The 18,915-nt window shown below is 75.3% G+C and carries 8 protein-coding genes; 4 read left to right on the top strand and 4 right to left on the bottom strand.

The genetic code is table 11. The features are described 5' to 3' along the window. The first annotated feature begins 239 nt into the window (after window positions 1-239). Window positions 240-7,460, top strand: a complete 7,221-nt coding sequence (locus ACI2LW_RS13060; RefSeq protein ID WP_404731258.1) for an SDR family NAD(P)-dependent oxidoreductase — start codon at window positions 240-242, stop codon at window positions 7,458-7,460. After that, window positions 7,457-8,548 (top strand): alpha/beta hydrolase, encoded by a 1,092-nt coding sequence (locus ACI2LW_RS13065; RefSeq protein ID WP_404731259.1) that lies wholly within the window; start codon window positions 7,457-7,459, stop codon window positions 8,546-8,548. The genes ACI2LW_RS13060 and ACI2LW_RS13065 overlap by 4 nt, the downstream gene beginning before the upstream one ends. 133 nt (window positions 8,549-8,681) lie before the next feature. Here ACI2LW_RS13065 and ACI2LW_RS13070 read toward each other — a convergent pair whose 3' ends face one another. The 4 genes from ACI2LW_RS13070 to ccrA all read right to left on the bottom strand — a co-directional run bounded on the left by ACI2LW_RS13070 (window position 8,682) and on the right by ccrA (window position 12,858). Further along, window positions 8,682-9,077 (bottom strand): hypothetical protein, encoded by a 396-nt coding sequence (locus ACI2LW_RS13070; RefSeq protein ID WP_404731260.1) that lies wholly within the window; start codon window positions 9,075-9,077, stop codon window positions 8,682-8,684. 346 nt (window positions 9,078-9,423) lie between these two features. Beyond that, window positions 9,424-10,011 (bottom strand): ATP-binding protein, encoded by a 588-nt coding sequence (locus ACI2LW_RS13075; RefSeq protein WP_404731261.1) that lies wholly within the window; start codon window positions 10,009-10,011, stop codon window positions 9,424-9,426. A 315-nt stretch (window positions 10,012-10,326) separates the two neighbouring features. Then, window positions 10,327-11,145, bottom strand: a complete 819-nt coding sequence (locus ACI2LW_RS13080) for an IPT/TIG domain-containing protein (RefSeq protein WP_404731262.1) — start codon at window positions 11,143-11,145, stop codon at window positions 10,327-10,329. Window positions 11,146-11,535: 390 nt separating this feature from the next. Continuing rightward, entirely contained in the window at window positions 11,536-12,858 is a 1,323-nt protein-coding gene (gene ccrA, locus ACI2LW_RS13085; protein ID WP_404731263.1) for a crotonyl-CoA carboxylase/reductase, read from the bottom strand. 338 nt (window positions 12,859-13,196) lie between these two features. Here ccrA and ACI2LW_RS13090 point away from each other — a divergent pair, with 338 nt between their 5' ends. Continuing rightward, complete coding sequence (locus ACI2LW_RS13090; protein ID WP_404731264.1) at window positions 13,197-15,410, top strand: MMPL family transporter; 2,214 nt, start codon at window positions 13,197-13,199, stop codon at window positions 15,408-15,410. Window positions 15,411-16,170: 760 nt separating this feature from the next. Further along, the coding region (locus ACI2LW_RS13095) for a beta strand repeat-containing protein (RefSeq protein WP_404731265.1) at window positions 16,171-18,915 on the top strand (2,745 nt) is incomplete at its 3' end.

Consider the following 18,915-nt stretch of genomic DNA (forward strand, 5'->3'; position numbering starts at 1 on the left):
GCCCCGGGCGGCCCCGCCCGGCGCCGCTCCGCCCGGGCCCCCGGCGCGGGGCGCCCGGCCGCGCGGCCGCCGGCCGTCGCGGCCCCGTCGCGGCGCCCTCCCGCGCGGCGACGCCGCCCGGCCGCCGGGCGGCGCGGAAGGCCCCCACCGCCGCGATCCGGCTCCCTGATCCGGCCCCGCCCGAGCGGACGACCCCGAGCAACGATCCCCAGCACGTGACGGCTTGGCGAGAGGGAGAGATGGAACCAGGAAGGCGATCGCCCGCCCGGCCGGGGCCGCACCCGGCCCCGGCAGCAGAGCTCCGCGCGTTCCTGCGCCGGCTCGTCTGCGAGTCCTGCGGCGTTCCCGCGGCGGAACTGGACGACGCACGGCCCCTGGTGGAGTACGGGCTGACGTCCCGGGTCGCCGTGGGGATCGCCGGCCGCCTGGAGCGTTTCCTGGGCACGCCGTTGCCGGCCACCCTGCTGTGGGAGAACCCCACCGTGGGATCGCTCGTGGAGCGGCTGGCCACGACCACCGGTGCCGCGCCGGAGGCCGGCGAGGACGGGCGGGACGAACGGGCGCGCCGCGGCGCGGACGGCCACGGCACCACCGCGCGGATCACCGGACCCGCGCCCGCGCACCACCCCGCCGCCGAACCCGCGCCCGCGCCCGCGCACCAGCCCGTCGCCGTGATCGGCCTGGGCTGCCGTCTGCCGGGCAGCGTCAACGGCCCCGACGCCTTCTGGAAGCACCTGCTCGCGGGCAGCGACCTGGTCGGCACCGTTCCCGCCCGGCGCTGGCGCGACTTCGCCGCGGTGCCCGGCGCCGCCGCGCTGATGGAGCGGACCACCCGGCACGGCGCCTTCCTCGACGACGTCGAGGCGTTCGACGCCGACCACTTCGGCATCACACCCCGCGAGGCGGAGGTCATGGACCCGCAGCAGCGCCTGCTGCTGGAGGTCTGCTGCGAGGCCCTGGACCACGCCGGACTCACCGCGTACGGGCTCCAGGGCAGCGACACCGGGGTGTTCGTCGGCCTCAGCTCCACGGAGTACGGCCACCTGACCACCTCCGACCCCGGCCGGCTGACCCCGTGGACCAGCACCGGAGCCGCCGCGAGCATCGCCGCCAACCGGCTGTCCTACCTGTTCGACCTGCACGGTCCGAGCCTGACCGTCGACACGGCCTGTTCCTCGTCCCTGGTGGCGGTGCACCAGGCGTGCCGGAGCCTGCGCGCCGGGGAATGCGGCACCGCGCTCGCGGCGGGCGTCAACGTCCTTCTGTCGCCCACGGTCACGGCCTCCTTCCAGCAGGCCGGCGCCCTGGCGGCGGACGGCCGGTGCAAGCCGTTCGACGCCGCCGCCGACGGCATCGCACGGGGTGAGGGCTGCGGGGTCGTCGTCCTCAAGCGGCTGGACGACGCCCTGCGCGACGGGGACCGGGTCCTGGCCGTGGTGGCGGGCACCGCGGTCAACAGCGACGGCCGCTCGGCGGGCCTCATGGCGCCCAGCCCCGCGGCGCAGGAACGCCTGCTGCGCAGCGCCCTGGAGGACGCCCGCGCCGACGCCGCGGACATCGACTACGTCGAGGCGCACGGCACCGGCACCCTGCTGGGCGACCCCATCGAGGCGGGGGCCCTGGGCGCCGTGCTCGGTCGCGGCCGGCCCGCCCAACGGCCCCTGTTCATCGGCTCGGTGAAGAGCAACCTGGGGCATCTGGAGGGCGCGGCGGGGATCACCGGCCTCATCAAGACGGTGCTGGCGCTGCACCACCGCCGTATCCCGGCCACCCTGCACTTCCGGCGGCCCAATCCGCACATCGACTTCGGCGCCCTCGGCCTGCGTGTCGTCGGCGAGCCCGTCGCCTGGCCCGATCGGGGCGCCGGACCGGCCCGGGCCGGGGTCTCCGCCTTCGGCTTCGGCGGCACCAACGCACACGTCGTCCTCCAGGAGGCACCGGCCGCCGAGCGGCGTACCGGGGCAGGGGACGTCGAGCCGCGTGCCGGGGAGCGGGACGGCGAGTCGCGTGCCGGGGAGCGGGCCACTGAGCGGCGTACCGGGGAGCAGGACGGCCAGGCCGCGCCCACCCCCGTACCCGCCCCCACCTCCGCGCCCGCGCCCGTACCCACCCCCACCTCCGCGCCCACCCCCGTACCCACCCCCACCTCCGCGCCCGCGCCCGCGCCCGTGCACGCGCTCGTCGTCTCGGCCCGGTCGCGGGCCAGGATCGGCGACGTCGCGGCCGGCCTCGCCCGGGCGCTGTCGGCCGGCGACACGCCGGCGCTCCGGGACGTCGCCCACACCCTGGCCCGCCACCGCAGAGGCCCCGTCGCCGCCGCCGTCGTGGCGCGCACCCACGAGGAGGCGGTCCGGCTGCTCGGCGCCCTGGCCCGCCAGGAGGACGCCCACGGCTGCGTACCCGCCGACGCCGACGGGACCGGCACGGAGCCGGGCGGCGACCGCCGCCCCGTCCTCGTCTTCTCCGGCCACGGCTCCCAGTGGCCGGGCATGGGACTGGGGCTCCTGAGGGACGAGCCGCTGTTCGACCAAGCGGTGCGCGAACTCGACCCGGTCTACCGGGAGCGGACCGGGCTGTCCCTGCGGGACATGCTCGCCCGGGCCGAGCCCGACCACGGTGTCGGGGACCTCCAGCCGATGCTGTTCGGGCTGCAGATCGCCCTGGCGCGCACCCTCCTCGCCCACGGCGTGCGGCCCGCCGCCGTCGTCGGACACTCGGTGGGGGAGGTCGCCGCCGCCGTCGTCGCCGGCGCCCTGGACGCCGCCGCCGGTCTGCGGGTCGTCCTCGAACGGTCGGCCCGGCTCGCCGCCCTCGACGACGAGGGCGCGGGAGCCATGGCCGCCGTCGAACTGGCCGACGGCGACCGCGAGTCGGTGCTGCCGCGCTTTCCCGGTGTCGAGGTCGCCGTGCACTCCTCGCCGCGGCGGTGCACCGTCACCGGACCGGCACCGCAGGTGCGCCGACTGGTCGACGAGCTGACCGGTCGGGGCCGTATGGCCCGGCTGCTCGACGTCGGCGGGGCGGGGCACTCGGCGGCGGTCGACCCGGTCGTCCCCGCGCTGCGCGAGGCCCTCGCCGGCCTGCGCGCCGACCCCGCGCACACACCCTGGTACAGCACCGTTCTCGACGATCCGCGTGCTCCCGTCCACGCCGACGCGGCCTACTGGTGCGCCAACCTGCGCCGCCCCGTCCGGCTGCGGCAGGCGGTCGCCGCCGCCGCGGCGGACGGCCACGGCCTCTTCCTGGAGATCGCGCCCCACCCCGTGGCGCTGGTCCCGCTGACCGAGACCCTCCAGGCGGCCGGAGCCGGCCGCGCGGCGGTGGTGCCCACCCTGTACCGGCGGGGCGACGAGGCGGCCGACCTGCGCGGCGCGCTCGTACGGCTGCACCTCGCCGGAGCGGAGGTGGACGAGGAGCGGCTGTGGCCCGCGGGAGACCGGGTCGCCCTGCCCAGCCCGCCCTGGCGGCACGAGCGTTACTGGTTCGCCCGGCGCGGCCCGGCGGCCGGCGACCTGGCGGCGGGCCGCTCACCGCTCGGGCGCCGCACCGACGACCCGCGCACGGGCGCCGTCCTGTGGCAGACCGACCTGGGCACGGACGGCGCCCGGGCCGCCCTGCGCCTGCTCCACGGGCGTCCGGTCCTCACGCTGCCCGCGGCGGCGTCACTCATGATCGCGGCGGCCCGGGAGGTCCACGAACAGGACGGCCCCGGCGAACTGACCCTGGAGAACCTGGTCGTGCACCGGTGGCTGCCGCTGGCCAGCACCACACCGGTGACGGTCGCCTGGCAACCCGACCTCACCCACGCCACCGTCACGGTCCACGCGCGCACCACGGCGGGGACCTGGACCTGCTACGCGTCGGCGCACGTCCACCGCGGCACCGCACCCGGCCCGGACGCGGCCCCCGCTCCCGCTCCCGCCGTGGTCACCCAGTGGGCGGGCGACGGCGGTGCGGAACGCGCCGCGGACGCGTACGAGGAGCTGTTCGCCGCCATGCTGTCCGCGCCGCTCCGGGCGGGCGCCTCCGGCGCGCGCACCGCCGCCCGGGGCGGTGAGGCGGCCCCGGAGGACGGAACGGACGCAACCACCGGGGCGGAGGCCGCGCCCGCGGTCCTCGAGCGCCTGCACCTGCGCACCCCCGACCCCGCCGCCCTCGGCGCGCCGTTCACCATCGAGGCTTTCCCGTCGCCGTCGCCGTCGCCGTCGCCGTCGCCGTCACCGTCACCGGACGCGGAGGCGGGCGCGGGCGCGCGGGCCCGTGCGTCCGGTGCGTCCGGTGCGTCCTCCCCGCAGGACCACGCGGAGCGCTGGGACATCGTGGCGCGCGCGGACGGGACGCGCGTCGTCGCCGCGGGTCTGCGCCTGCGCCCCGCCGGGCACGAAGAGGTCCCCCGCTCCCTGGAGGCGCTCGCCTACGACATCCAGTGGCAGAAGTCGCCCGTCCCGCTCCCCGCCCCGCTCGACAGCGCCCTCGTCCTCGTCGACGACCCGGCGGCCGGCGGCGACGGCGCCCTGGCCGGAGCGCTGGCCGCGGCACTGGAGGCGAAGAACGTGCGGACCACGGTCCGGCCGCTCACCCCGCCCCCGCACCCGCTGCTCGACGACTGGCCGCAGGGGTCCAGCCCGACGGCCCCCCGCGCCGTCGTCCTGCTCCTCACCGGCACCCCCGACGCCCGGACCCACACGAGCACCGACGCACAGGCCGACGCATGGACCCACACGAGCACCGACGCACCGACCCACACGAGCACCGACGCACAGGCCGACGCACGGACCGGCGCCGGAACCGACGCGCTGAGCAGCGCCGTACGGATCGCGCGGCAGCTCGCCGCCGGCCCGCACGCCTCGCACCGCCCGCGGCTGTGGCTGGTCACCCGGCGGGCCGTCGCCGCCGTACCGGGCGAGTCCGGCAGACCGGCGCTGGCGAGCCTGCGCGGCCTGGTGCGCGTGCTCGCCGTCGAGGAACCCGCCCTGCGCGCCTGCCTGGTGGACATCGACGACCAGTTCGACGAGGTCCAGGACCTGGTGCAGGAGATCCTCGGCAACAGCGCCGAGGACGAGGTCGTGTGGAGAGCGGGCACCCGCCGGGTCGCCCGGCTGTGCCCCGCCGATCTGGCGGAGCAGCAGTACGAGGCGCCGTTCGTACGCCGTGACGGCTCCTACGTCGTCACCGGCGGCCTCACCGGGCTGGGTCTGGCGACGGCCCACCGCCTGGCCGAGCGGGGAGCCGGCCGGCTGGTCCTCAACGGGCGGCGGCCGGCCGGTCCGGAGGCGGAAGCGGCCATCGACCGTCTGCGCGCGCTCGGTTCGTCCGTCGCCGTGGTACGCGGGGACATCGCCGCGCCGGACGTGGCCCCGCGCCTGGTGGAGGCCGCGGTCGCCGAGGGGCACGCGCTGCGCGGGATCGCCCACTGCGCCGGCGTCCTGCACGACCGGATGATCACCGACCTGGACCCCGCCGACCTCGAGACGGTGCTGCGGCCCAAGGTCGTCGGCGCGCTCCGTTTGGAGGCGGCCGTCGAGGGCCACGACATCGACTGGTGGGTGTTCTACAGTTCCGCGGCCGCCCTGCTCGGCTCGCCGGGCCAGACCGCCTACGCGGCCGCCAACGCCTGGCTGGACGCGATCGCGCACCGCCGCCGAGCCGAGGGCAGGCCCGCCACCTCCATCGCCTGGGGGCCCTGGCGGGACGCCGGCGCGGCTCCCGCCCGTACGGCCGCGGCGCTGGAACCCCTCACCGTGGGCGAGGGGCTGGACGCCCTGCAGACCCTGATCGCCCACAACCGCACGCACACGGGCGTGGTGCACATCGACAGCCGGCGCGTCCTCGAGGCGTACCCCGGCCTGTCCGACATCCCCTTCTTCACCGAGAGCCTGCGGGCCGAGGACGCGTCCCGCGACGACTGGCCCGGGCCGGCGGCGCTGGAGAGCCTCGGCGAACGCGCCGGGGAGGAGGTGTACCGGAGGCTGCTGAGACGGACCGCCGCGATCATGGGCTTCCCCGTGCCGGACCTCGACGACACGGTTCCGCTCCCCGCGCTCGGGCTCGACTCCCTGATGGCCGTGCGCATGCGCAACGCCGTGCTCCAGGACTTCGGGGTGGAGCTGCCCGCGGACCTCATGCTGCGCGGGGCGGCCCTGCGCGAGATCGGCGACAGCATCCGCGCGGAACTCGGCCTGGAGGGCGCGGCGCACGGCACTCCGCCCGGCGCGGCCCTCGCGCCGGCGCCCGCTCGGGACGGCGGCACGGACGCTCCGGCCCCGGACGGCGGCACGCCCGCTCCCGCAGCGGACGGCCGTACTGAGGCACTCGCTCCGGAAGGCGGCACGGACACTCCCGCCGTGGACCGGTCCGCCGCGCCGTCGCCGCCGGTGGCCTCCGTGCAGCCGCGGGACGCCGCCGAGCGCCTGGTGGCGAGCGCCTGGGCGGAGGTGCTGCACCGGCCCCCCGCGGACGTCCGCCGCCACCTCGCCGCCGCCGGCGCCGACGCGCGCGTCGCCGGGGAACTGGCCGAGGCGATCCGCCGCCGTCTGGGCGAGGACGCCGGGCTGACGCTGACGGCCGAGGCCGTGCTGGAGCGGGGAACGGTGGCCGCCGTCGCCGACCTCGTCCGACCGGTCGTCAACTCCGCGCGGGGCGAGGTGGTGACCACCCTGCGGCCGTCCCCGCCGGGCGCCACCCGGCTCCCCCTGTTCACCTTCCACCCGGCGGGCGGCCCCACGTCCGTCTACCGGCCGCTGGCCCGGCTCCTGCCCCGCGACCAGGCGGTGTACGGGCTGGAACGGCTGGACACCGCCCGGACGATGGAGGAGAAGGCCGCGCGGTACCTGCCCCTCATCCGGAGGATCCAGCCCCAGGGTCCCTACCGGCTGCTGGGCTGGTCCTTCGGCGGCTGCCTCGCCTACGAGACCGCGCGGCAGCTGGCCCGGTCGGGACAGGACGTCGCCTTCGTCGGACTGATCGACACCATCCTGCCCGCCGCCCTGCCGGGCATGGACTCCAAGGACGTGCTGCTCGAACGCTTCCGCCGGTTCGCCGTGTACATCGAGAGGACCTACGGGCAGCATCTGGCGCTGCCCTACGACGAACTCGCGGCCACCCCCGACGACCAGCAGATCGACGTGGTGATGCGGGCGGTGGCGCGGGCAGGGCTCGACATGAGCCCGGGCATCATGGAGCACCAGCGCACCTCCTACATCGACGCCCGTGTCGGCGAACGGTACGTCCCGGGCCCGTACGGCGGTCCGGTGGTCCTCTACCGCGCGCAGCGGCCGCAGGCCCTGACCATCGCCCTGGATCCGCGCTATCTGAGGCAGGACACCGACCTGGGCTGGGCGCCCCTGTGCCCCCGGCTGGAAGTGGTGCCGGTCGACGGCGACCACCTGTCCCTGATCGACCCGCCGCACGTGACGGTGATCGCACGTCATCTCACGCGGGCCCTGGAGGTCTCCGGATGAGCGGCCCGACGGCGCCGCGGGCGGCCCGGCGCCCCGGCGGCCGGCGCACCGGGCGGGCACGGCGTGTCCGGGCCCTGCTGCTCGCCGGCGCGCTGCTGCTGCCGCTGGGAACGGCCGGTCCGGCGGCCGCGGAGTCCGGGGCCGCCGGACCGGCCGCGGAGTCCGGGGCCGTCACCGTGGCGGCGCGCGCCGACGACGGAGCCCGCATCACCCGGGTGGAACGCCTCGGCGACCGCGTGTTCGACCTCATGGTCGCATCGCCGGCCATGAGGGCCACCCTGCCGGTGCGCGTCATCCTCCCGTGGGGCTGGCGGCAGACGTCGAGCCGGACCTACCCGGTGCTGTACCTCCTGCAGGGCGCCGCCGACGACTACACGTCGTGGACCCGGGAGACCGACGTGGAGGAGCTCTCCGACGGCGCCGACGTCCTGGTCGTCATGCCCGAGGGAGGGCGCGCGGGCTTCTACACCGACTGGTGGGACCACGGCCGCTCCACCGCCCCGCGCTGGGAGACGTTCCACACCGTGGAACTGCGGCAGCTGGTGGAACGGGTGCTGCGGGGCGGTGACGCCCGGGCGGTGGTCGGTCTGTCCGAGGGCGGGCTGGGTGCGCTCAACTACGCGGCACGGCACCCGGGCGTCTACCGCTTCGCCGGCTCGCTCAGCGGCATCGTCGACATCTCCGACCCCCTTATGCGGCTGTTCATCGCCGGCACATGCCTGCGGGAGCACATCGACCCCGTGCGGCTGTGGGGCCTTCCCACCCGGCAGCGGCGGATCTGGGACGCCCACAACCCCTCCCGCATGGTGAGCCGCTTCAAGGGCACCTGGGTCCACCTCTACGCGGCATCCGGTGCGCCGGGCGGGCTCGAGGACACCCTCAATCCGGCCGGGTCCCTGCTGGAGCGGCCGCTGGGCCCCCCGACCCGTGCGTTCGCCGGCGCACTGCGGCGGGCCGGGGTCAGGGTGACCACCCGTCTCTTCGGGCCCGGCACCCACTCCTGGCCGTACTGGCAGCGCGAGTTGCACCGCATCTGGCCCTCGGTGCTCACCGCGCTCGTCACGCCGGCCGGCGGCGGACGGCCGTGACGGCACGGCCCGGTCGGTCCGTCACATCGGCCCGGTCCGTCATGCCCGCCGCAGGGGTCGGTGACTTGAGCACCCCTCAGGTCCGTCGAGTGCGCGACGGAAGTGACCCGTCGTGCCGTGCGGTGAGTGCCCGTCAGGACCGGCCGGCCGGTCCCGGGCCGCGCGGGCGCGCCGGGCGCTGCGCCGTGGACGGCTCCTGGAGGCGCCGTACGGCCAGGCGGGCCTCGGCCTCGTGCACATTGACGACCAGGGAGCCGATCAGGTCGAGCAGGACCGCGCCGATCTGGCTCCCCGGGTCTCTCCGGCAGGGGCCGTGCCTCCCGCCGGAGACGGAGTCCAGGTGGCGGTACAGCGCCCAGCGGGCCTCGAGCTGCTGCTCGAGTTCGTCCGCCGGCAGCCTGCGCAGGGCGGCGAGGTCCAGCGGTGCCAGTGCGCACACGGCGTCGGCGACGGTGATGCGCCGTGCCGTACGGCCGGTGCGGCACCCGCCGGCGAAGTCGTCGTCCGCTGTCGCGTGAGGTGGTGTCATGGGGGCGTGTCCGAGTTCCGACGGGGTGGCTCTTGCCGCCACGGATACGAGCCGGTCGCCTGGGGGAGGGCACGCGCCGGGCGACCGACGTGCCGGGCAACCGACCAGCCGGTGCCACGGGATGTGGCACCGACTGGGGATCCAACCCCTGCCGGGGACGCCCATCGCGGCCCCGGCGCGTCGGACGGCACAACCCGGAGGGCAGCCGAGGACGACACCGTGGTCGCGCTCCCCGGAGGGATGGGCTGCCCACCGGTTGGATACCTCCAGTGACGCAGGATTCGTAATATGCCGCAAGGGACTTGAGGCTCCGTCACCCTTTTGGAGGGCGCATGACAGGGGCGCATTACGGGGGCGTACCGGTCCCGGCGGCCTGCGCGATCGCGTCCTGAGGGGAGGAATTCTCCTCCAGGGCGACATCGCACCACACGATTTTCCCGCCCGCGCACAATCGGTCCGCCCCCCATCGGCGTGTGCAGTGCCGGACGATCTGCATTCCCCTTCCGCTTTCGGCGTACTCGCCCACCGGGCGGTGGACGGGCAGGGCGTGCCCCGCGTCGAAGACCTCCACCCGGACGTGGTCCCCGAGCAGGTGCAGGGCCAGCTCGATGTACGGCCGGACGCCGTCCGGGGACGCCGGCCGGGGCAGCGCGGAATGCTGTACGGCGTTGCTGACGAGCTCGGACACCACCAGGAGCAGCCGGTCCGCCAGTGAGCTGCCGGCCCGCCAGGACCGCACGGCCAGGCCGACGTGCCGCCGGGTGACGGAGACCGACCTGGCCGTGCGGGGCAGCCTGAGGAATATCGCCTCCGCGCCCGCCTCGGCCGCCGGGGAATTCGGCTGCGCGCACGCCCTCGGCGTACGGGAAAGGAAGGAGGAGTACCGGCATGCCGAGCCGGAGAGACGGCAGTTCGGCTGATCGGCGTCTTTCATGTCATGGCCCCTGGTGCAGTGTTTCGGCCCGCTCGCATCTCGTGTGATCCGCCCGCCGGCGACGGATGGTTGGACCGTACCCACGCGGGGTGGAATTGAAGGGCGAATCCGGGACACCATTGCGGGAACAGGGGGCTCGTGGTCGTTAGTCGGATCTTCTGAAAGCCCCTGTGCGCTCCACGGGTGAGGTGTCGGCACGGGGACATGCCGGTGGCCCGGCCGTGGGCCGGGCCACCGTGTTCGCGCGCCGCGGTGTGCGCGGGTGCGGGTGCGGGTGTGGGTGCGCAGCCGGGCCCGGCCCGGCTCCGCGGTCCGCTAGGCGGTGTACGTGAACCCTCCCGGCACGGTGGCGCTGCCCGCCGGGGTGGTCACGACGACCGCGGCGTTCCCGGCCGCCCCGGCCGGTGTCAGACCGGCGGCGAAGGTCCCGGTGGGGTCGACGACGACGTTGGTGGCGGGCACGCCGCCGAAGGTCACCTGGGCGCCGGAGAGGTTCGAGCCGGTGATGACGAACGGGGTGCCGCCCGCGGCGGGCCCGGTCGCCGGGGTGATGGCCGTCGCGGCCGGCGGTGCCGGGGCGACGTAGGTGAAGCCGCCGGGCACGGTGGCGCTGCCCGCCGGGGTGGTCACCTGCACGGGCACGTTGCCCGCGGCACCGGCCGGCGTCAGCCCGGTCAGCAGGACCCCGCCGATCACATTGACGGCCGTGGCCGGGACACCGCCGAAGGTGACCGACGCGCCGGTGAGGTCGGTGCCCACGATGGTGAAGGGCGTTCCGCCGCTCGTCGGTCCGGACGACGGGACGATACCGGCGACGGTCGGCGGCGGCGTCACCGGCGGGGCGACGTAGGTGTAGTTGGCGGGCGTGCTCGCGCCCGCGGGCGTCGTGACGACGACCGGGGCGTTGCCCGCCGCGTGCGGCGGTGCGGCGACGGTGATCAGGAAGCCGAGCGGGTCCTGGGACAGGATGGTCGCCGGCGTACCGCCGAAGGTGACGGAGGTGGCCCCGCCGAGGTTGGCGCCGATCAGCAGGACCGTGTTGCCGCCGGCGGTGGGGCCGAAGCCCGGGATGGCGGCGAACAGGGTGGGCTGGGCGAGGACGGTGGGTGAAGCGGACAGCGGATTCACGGACATGGGAGTCTCCTGGTGCGGTGCGTGCTCGGTCCGCTCGGTGCGCGGCGTGCGCCGGCTCGGGAGGGGCCGCTTCGGCTCGTGGGCGCGAGCGACCGGAGGAACGGTGATCTCGTCACCCTTGCCGGACATCAAGTCCGCAGAGGGAGTGCGCACCGGAACGGCTGACTGAGTGAGAAGGGCCCAGGGCGCGGGCCGACGGGCCTGCTTGCCGCGTCAATGTGGGCGTCACGACGCCAGAGAGCTGAGACAGCTGCGCAGACCGGCGGCACAGCGGTGCCGCAGTGTCCGGCGTCGATGGGCTGTCTGCCGGTATTTCAGTGGTACTTCGCCATAAGAGGGCCGGACAAGGCTTTTCCGCGGAAGTCGCCCGAACGGGTGACCTCGGCCGCGTCAGCCGCGGAAGATGCTCAGACGGCGCTCCCCGATGCGCGCCCGGGCCTCGGGGTCGGTGACCCCGAGGCCCGGGCGGGGGGCGAGGCACAGGACACCGACCTTGCCGATGTGCTGGTTCGTCTGGACGCTCCGCGCCGCCGCGCCCACGTCGTCCAGGGGATAGGTCCGCGACAGCGCGGGCACCACATGTCCCAGCGCGATGAGCCGGTTGACCGCCCACTGCTCGTGCAGGTTGGCGCCGTGGCTGCCGATGATCCGCTTCAGGCGCATCCACAGGTACCGGTTGTCATAGAGGTGCTCGTACCCGGTGCTGGACCCGCAGGTGACGACGGTGCCGCCCCTTCGGGCGAGGAAGACCGACGCGGCGAAGGTCCGCCTGCCGACGTGCTCGAAGACGATGTGCGGATCCTCCCCGACCTGCGCGCGGACGGCCCTCCCCAGCCTCTTCCAGCCCTCGGGCCGCTGCAGGAGACCGGGGTCCCCGTCCTCGACGTCCGCCCGGTTGACCACGGCCTCGCAGCCGAGGGACCGCAGGACCTCCGCCTTCTCCGCGCTGTTGACCACGCCCACGGGGATGCCGCCGCCGTTGAGGACGAGCTGGACCGCGTAGGCGCCCAGGCCGCCGGTGGCCCCCCACACCAGAACGACGTCACCCTGCTTCATGCAGGCACCGCGGTCACTGACCAGCATCCGGTAGGCGGTACTCGCACACAGCGGATTGACGGCGGCCTCCTCCCAGGTCAGCGCGGCCGGCTTGGGCATGAGCTGGCTGGCCCGGACGACGGCGTACTGGGCCAGCCCGCCGAAGTTCGTCTCGAAGCCCCAGGCCTTCTGCCCCTCACCGAGCATTCCGTCGCGATGGGTGTCGGGGTCCTGCTCGTCGACGTAGGCGGGCGAGACGACGACGCGCTCGCCCACCTTCCACTTGCGCACCGAGGAGCCGGTGCGGACGACGACACCCGCGGCGTCGGACCCCACGATGTGGTACGGCAGGTCGTGCCGCGCCTCCCAGCCCCCCGCCCTGCCCATCTGCTCGAGGAACCGGAACGTCGGCACCGGCTCGAACATGGCGGTCCACACGGTGTTGTAGTTGATCGAGCTCGCCATGACCGCGACGAGGGCCTCGTCCGGAGCGAGTTCCGGCATGGGCACCCGGGTGACACCGAGGGACTTGCGGACATCCTTGTCCTCCGTGGAGCGGAAGGCGTCGACGTCCTCGACCCGGACGGTCGCGGCGCGGAAGGAGTCCGGTACCGGGAGGGACTCCAGCTCCTTGCCGGGGGCATCCGCGAGGACCGCTTCGGACATGGGGGACTGCATCGGTGATTCCTCCGGCCGCCGGCGGACGGCGCACCCTTGCGGACGCCGCCTGAACCGCTGTGAAGTCTGGTCTCCAGCAAGCACCGGCCCCGTGGATGCCGCAACCGCAGCGCCGGCCCGGGCCGGACGCCCGCTGTGCCGGGCACACGGCCCGGGGCCGGCAGCATGCGCCTCCCGCCGGGCGCCGCGCCGCCCCCTTCGGGCGCCGGCCCGGCCCCCTGCCGGCTGCCCCGGAAGGAGCACGCCCGCGAGCCCGCCCGCCCGTCCCGCCCCACAGTGGGACACGTGCCCGGGGTCTTGGCGCCCGACGGATCCGTGTGCCCGCAGGGAGTACGTCCATGGCTGTACGCCTGTACAGGTGGGTCCGATGGGTGACCCGCCACCGCGGCCGGGTGCTGGGCGCCTGGGCGCTGGTCCTGCTGGTCGTCGCGGGCCTGGGCACGACCCTGCAGGGCAGGCTGCGGTCTCAGTTCGACGTTCCGGGCGTCGAGTCGCAGCAGGCCCAGGACCTCCTCGCCCGCAGGTTCCCCGAGAGCGCCGGCGCCGTCGCCCGCGTGGTCCTGCAGGCGCCGCCCGGCTCCGATCTCACCGCGCCGCGGACGCGGACGGCCGTCACCGCCTCGCTGCGCCGCGCGGCCCGGGTCCCCGGCGTCCTCGGGGTGAGCGATCCGGTAGGGGACGGCACGCTCTCCGAGGACCGCACCATCGGCTACTCCGACGTCCGGTTCCGCAGCCCGCCCGGCGACGTCCCGCGGTCCGCGAGGGACGCGCTCCGGCGGGCCCTGGAGCCGGCCCGGGCCGCCGGGGTGCGCGTGGAGTACGGCGGGTCCGCGTGGTCGGTGCCCGCCGAACTCGGCGGACCGGCCGAAGGCGTCGGCGTGCTCCTCGCCTACCTGGTCCTCGCCCTCACCCTCGGCTCGCTCCTCGCGGCCGGACTGCCCCTGGTGACCGCCCTGGCCGGAGTGGCGATCGGGGTCCTCGGCATCCGGTTCGCCGCCCGGTTCGCCGAGATGACCGACACGGCCCCGGTGCTCGCCCTGATGCTGGGCCTGGCCGTCGGCATCGACTACGCGCTGTTCATCGTCGCCCGGCACCGGGAGCAGCTGTCCGCACCGGACGCGGACCCCGACGACTGCGTCGCACGGGCCGTCGCCACGGCCGGCGGCGCGGTGCTCTTCGCGGGCGTCACCGTCGTCGTCGCCCTCGCCGCCCTCACCCTCACGGGCATCCCCTTCCTGGCGGTGATGGGCCTGGCCGCCGCCGCCACGGTCGCGGTGGCCGTCCTCGTGGCCCTCACCCTCGTGCCCGCCGTGCTCTCCCTGGCGGGGGAGCGCCTGCGCCCCAGGCGCAGCACCGCCCGGCACGCGGCGCCCAACCGGTCGCGCCGGACGGGGAAATGGGGCACCGCCTGGGGCCGGGCGGTGACCCGCGCCCCCCGGGCCGTCGTAGTGATCGCGGTGCTGGCCCTGCTCACGCTCGCCGGGCCGGCCCGCGGGCTCCGGCTCGGCCTGCCCGGCAACCAGACCCAGCCCAGGGCCAGTACCCAGCACCGCAGCCATGACCTCCTCACCCGGGGCTTCGGCCCGGGACTGAACGCCTCGCTGATCGTGGTGGCGGACCTGGCGCACGTGCCCGCGCCCGAACGGTCCCCGCTGGTCGGGCGGCTGACGGCCGCCCTCGCCGAGGAGCCCGGCGTGGTGTCGGTCGGACGGCCGGTGGCCGGCCGGGACGGCACCGTCGCCGTGATCGGCCTCGTGCCCGGATCGGGTCCGGACGACCCGGCCACCACCGACCTGGTGCACCGGCTGCGCGACCACGCCACGGCACCGGTCGGCGAGGCGGGCGGCAGGGCCTACGTGGCCGGGGCGACCGCCGGGGCGATCGACGTCTCGCGCAGACTCTCCGCGAGCCTGCCCCTGTTCCTCACCGCGATCGTCGCGCTGTCCCTGCTGCTGCTGACGGTCGCCTTCCGCTCCCTGCTGGTCCCGCTGAAGGCGGTCCTCGGCTTCCTGCTGTCCGTCGCCGCCACGCTCGGCGCGGTGGTCCTCGTCTTCCAGCAGGGACACCTCGCCGGCCTGTTCGACGTCGCCGCGGCCGCCCCCGTCGTGAGCTTCCTTCCCGTGCTGCTCATCGGCGTCCTCTTCGGACTGGCGATGGACTACGAGGTCTTCCTGGCCAGCCGTATGCGGGAGTACTTCCACCGCACCGGCGACGCCCGCGCGGCCGTCGTCCAGGGCATGGCCCGCAGCGGACGCGTCGTCACCGCCGCCGCGCTCATCATGACGGCCGTGTTCGGCGGCTTCGTCTTCCACCACGACCCGGTGGTCAAGTCCATCGGCTTCGCCCTGGCCGTCGGAGTGGTCGTGGACGCCTTCGTCGTCCGCCTCACCCTCCTGCCGGCGGTGATGGCCCTGCTCGGCCGCCGCGCCTGGGCCGTGCCCCGCCGGCTGGACCGGCTGCTGCCGGACGTCGACATCGAGGGCGCCCACCTGCCGCCCCACCCCACCGGCCGGCAGCCCACGGCCCCCACCGACGCGGCGGCCGCCCCCTGACACCGCAGTGACCCCGGGACGCCCGCCGCGGCGGCCCGGACCGCGCCCCGGACCGCGCCCGGATCACCGGGTCCCTCCGCCGCACCGGGTCCCTCCGCCGCACCGGGTCCCTCCGCCGCACCGGGTCCCTCCGCCGCACGGGGCACCTCCACTGCGCCGGGGCCGCGCCGGCCGGTGCCGCGGACGGCACCGGCCGCACGGATCCAACTCCCCGCCAGGGGTGCCCATCGCGGCAGGCCGGCACGGGCACGCGTGCCTTTCCGGACAAGCAGCGTGCGGACCGGCTGCCGCGTCCCCCGGCGTGGACGGGCAGCCCACCGGTTGGATCCCCTCCAGTGATCCACCACGGCCCGCCGGTCGGCAATTGCCCACTGGATATGTCACACGATCGGCGCAGCGCACTCGTGCCGGTGGTCCGACCGGCCGCATCAGCGGGCGGCCGGAGCGTGCGCCCGGCGCGGGTTTCTCCGCCGCCCGGCCGCGCCAGGCGCGCGGCGATCGCCGCACGCCGGTGCCGTAGGCGGTCCCCGCGCGGTCCGCGCGGCGTGCGCGCTCAGCCTTTCGGGGGATTCGGACGTCATGGTTCTGGCGTGGCGGAACCGGCCGGGCGCGTACTGGTGGTACCGACCGGGGCCGCCCATCTCCCTGTCGGGAACCGCGGTTCGTGGTGCTCAGCACCCCTGACCGCCGGTTTGCGGCCCCCGGTTCAGGGGGCGCAGACGGCTCCAACCATCTGGAGACCCCCTCGGAGGGCTGATTCATGCCTGGCACCGTAACGATTGTCACCACATCGCCGAACGGCTCGGTGACAGGTCAGCCGGTGACGCTGACCGCGACCGTCATCCCACTCGGACCCGGAACCCCCACAGGCACGGTGACGTTCACCGTCAGCGGCGGTCCCACCGTGACCGTGCCGCTGGCCGGCGGTACCGCGTCCACGACCGTCAACAACCTGTCCGTGGGCAACCACACCGTCACCGCCTCCTACAGCGGTGACACCAACTTCACCTCGTCGACGGGCTCCACGGTCCAGGTGGTCGTCAAGGCGTCCACCCAGACGACCGTGACCTCCACCCCCGATCCCTCGGGCTTCGGGCAGCCGGTCACCATCTCGGCCACGGTGACACCGGTCGCGCCGGGAGCGGGCACGCCGACCGGCACCGTCACCTTCAACATCAGCGGCGGACCGACCCTGACGGCGCCCCTGGTCGGGGGGACGGCCTCGGTCACGACCAGCACGCTGGGCGTCGGCCCGCACGCGATCACCGCGGTCTACGGCGGAGACGCCAACTACCTGCCCTCCTCGGGCACGGACACGCACACCGTGACGGGCAAGGGGGCCAGCACCACGACGGTGACCTCCTCGCCGGATCCCTCGGTGGTGGGCCAGCCGGTGAGCTTCACCGCGACGGTGACGCCCGTGCCGCCGGGCTCCGGCACCCCGACGGGCACGGTCACCTTCAGCTTCGGCGACGGATCGCCGTCGACGACCGTCCCGCTGGTGGGGGGCACGGCCACGGTCAGCCACACCTACACGAGCACGGCCGGCAGCCCGTACACCGTCACCGCCAACTACAGCGGCAACACCAACCTCAATCCCTCCACGGGCACCGACACCCAGACCGTGCAGCCCGCGGCGACGACCACCACGGTGGTCTCCACGCCGGATCCCTCGGTGGTGGGCCAGTCGGTGAGCTTCACCGCGACGGTCGCGGCGTCCGCGCCGGGCGCGGGCATCCCGACCGGCACGGTCACCTTCTCCTTCGGTGACGGGTCCTCGCCGGTGACGGTGCCGCTGACCGGTGGCGTGGCGACGACCACGCACACCTACACCACCGCCACGGGCAGCCCGTTCACGGTGACCGCCACCTACAACGGCACCGCCAACTTCTCCACGTCCACGGGCACCGACACCCAGACCGTGAACCCGGCCGCGACCACCACCACGGTGCTCTCCTCGCCGGATCCCTCGGTGGTGGGCCAGTCGGTGAACTTCACCGCCACGGTGGCCCCGGTCGCCCCCGGCGGGGGCACGCCGACGGGCACGGTCACCTTCGACTTCGGTGACGGATCGCCGACCCAGAGCGCGCCCCTGGTGGGCGGTGCGGCCACGGTCGCCCACACCTACACGGGCACGGCCGGCAGCCCCTACACCGTCACCGCCACCTACGCCGGGAACGCCTCCTACACCGGCTCCTCGGACACCGACACCCACACCGTCGGCCCGGCGTCCACGACCACGACGGTCACCTCCATGCCCGACCCGTCGGTGACCGGCCAGCCGGTGACCATCACCACCACCGTCGCACCGGTGGCCCCGGGCGCGGGAGTGCCCACCGGGCAGGTCACCCTCAACTTCGGCGACGGGTCCCCCTCGCAGACGGTGACCCTGTCGGGCGGCACGGCGACCGTGACGCACACCTACAGCGGCACCACCGGCAGCCCGTTCACCATCACGGCCTCCTACGGGGGCAGCGCCGACTTCTCCTCCTCGACCGGCACCGACACCCAGACGGTCACCGCGGCCGCGACCCAGGTCACCGTGACCTCCGCGCCGGATCCGTCGCTGGTGGGCCAGCAGGTGACGTTCACCGCGACGGTGGCTCCGGTGGCCCCGGGTGCCGGGACGCCGACGGGCTCCGTCACCTTCGACTTCGGTGACGGCTCCACGCCCGTGACGGCTCCGGTCGCCGGGGGGACCGCGACGGCCACCCACACGTACACCGCCACGACGGGCAGCCCGTTCGCCGTGACCGCGGTCTACGGCGGGGACACCAACTTCCAGCCTGCCACCGGCTCGGACACGCAGACGGTGCAGCCGGCTGCCACGACCACGTCGGTGACGTCGTCGCCGGACCCGTCGGTGGTGGGTCAGTCGGTGACGTTCACGGCGACGGTGGCCGCGGTGGCCCCGGGTGCGGGGATGCCGTCGGGCACGGTGACCTTCTCCTTCGGTGACGGCTCGCCCACGGTGACGGTGCCGTTGGCGGGGGGCACGGCGACGGCCACGCACACGTACACCGGCACCGCGGGCAGTCCGTATGCGGTGACGGCGACGTACGGCGGCAGCGCCGACTTCACCGGTTCGAGCGGTTCGGACACGCAGACGGTGCTGCCGGCTGCCACGACCACGTCGGTGACGTCGTCGCCGGACCCGTCGGTGGTGGGTCAGTCGGTGACGTTCAGCGTGACGGTGGCTCCGGTGGCCCCGGGTGCGGGGACGCCGTCGGGGACGGTCACCGTCGACTTCGGTGACAGTTCGACGGCGACGGCGACGCTGGCCGGCGGCACCGTGACCGTCACCCACACCTACACCTCGACGTCGGGCAGTCCGTACGCGGTGACGGCGACGTACGGCGGCAGCGCGGACTTCTCCTCCTCGACCGGCTCGGACACGCAGACGGTGCTGCCGGCTGCCACGACCACGTCGGTGACGTCGTCGCCGGATCCGTCGCTGGTGGGTCAGTCGGTGACGTTCACGGCGACGGTGGCCGCGGTGGCCCCG

The organism is Streptomyces sp. NPDC004065, assembly GCF_044903565.1.
Lineage (GTDB): Bacteria > Actinomycetota > Actinomycetes > Streptomycetales > Streptomycetaceae > Streptomyces.

Coding starts and splice junctions, on each gene's coding strand:
- ACI2LW_RS13060 (WP_404731258.1), top strand. CDS start 240: ATGGAACCAGGAAGGCGATCGCCCGCCCGGCCGGGGCCGCACCCGGCC.
- ACI2LW_RS13065 (WP_404731259.1), top strand. CDS start 7,457: ATGAGCGGCCCGACGGCGCCGCGGGCGGCCCGGCGCCCCGGCGGCCGG.
- ACI2LW_RS13070 (WP_404731260.1), bottom strand. CDS start 9,077: ATGACACCACCTCACGCGACAGCGGACGACGACTTCGCCGGCGGGTGC.
- ACI2LW_RS13075 (WP_404731261.1), bottom strand. CDS start 10,011: ATGAAAGACGCCGATCAGCCGAACTGCCGTCTCTCCGGCTCGGCATGC.
- ACI2LW_RS13080 (WP_404731262.1), bottom strand. CDS start 11,145: ATGTCCGTGAATCCGCTGTCCGCTTCACCCACCGTCCTCGCCCAGCCC.
- ccrA (WP_404731263.1), bottom strand. CDS start 12,858: ATGCAGTCCCCCATGTCCGAAGCGGTCCTCGCGGATGCCCCCGGCAAG.
- ACI2LW_RS13090 (WP_404731264.1), top strand. CDS start 13,197: ATGGCTGTACGCCTGTACAGGTGGGTCCGATGGGTGACCCGCCACCGC.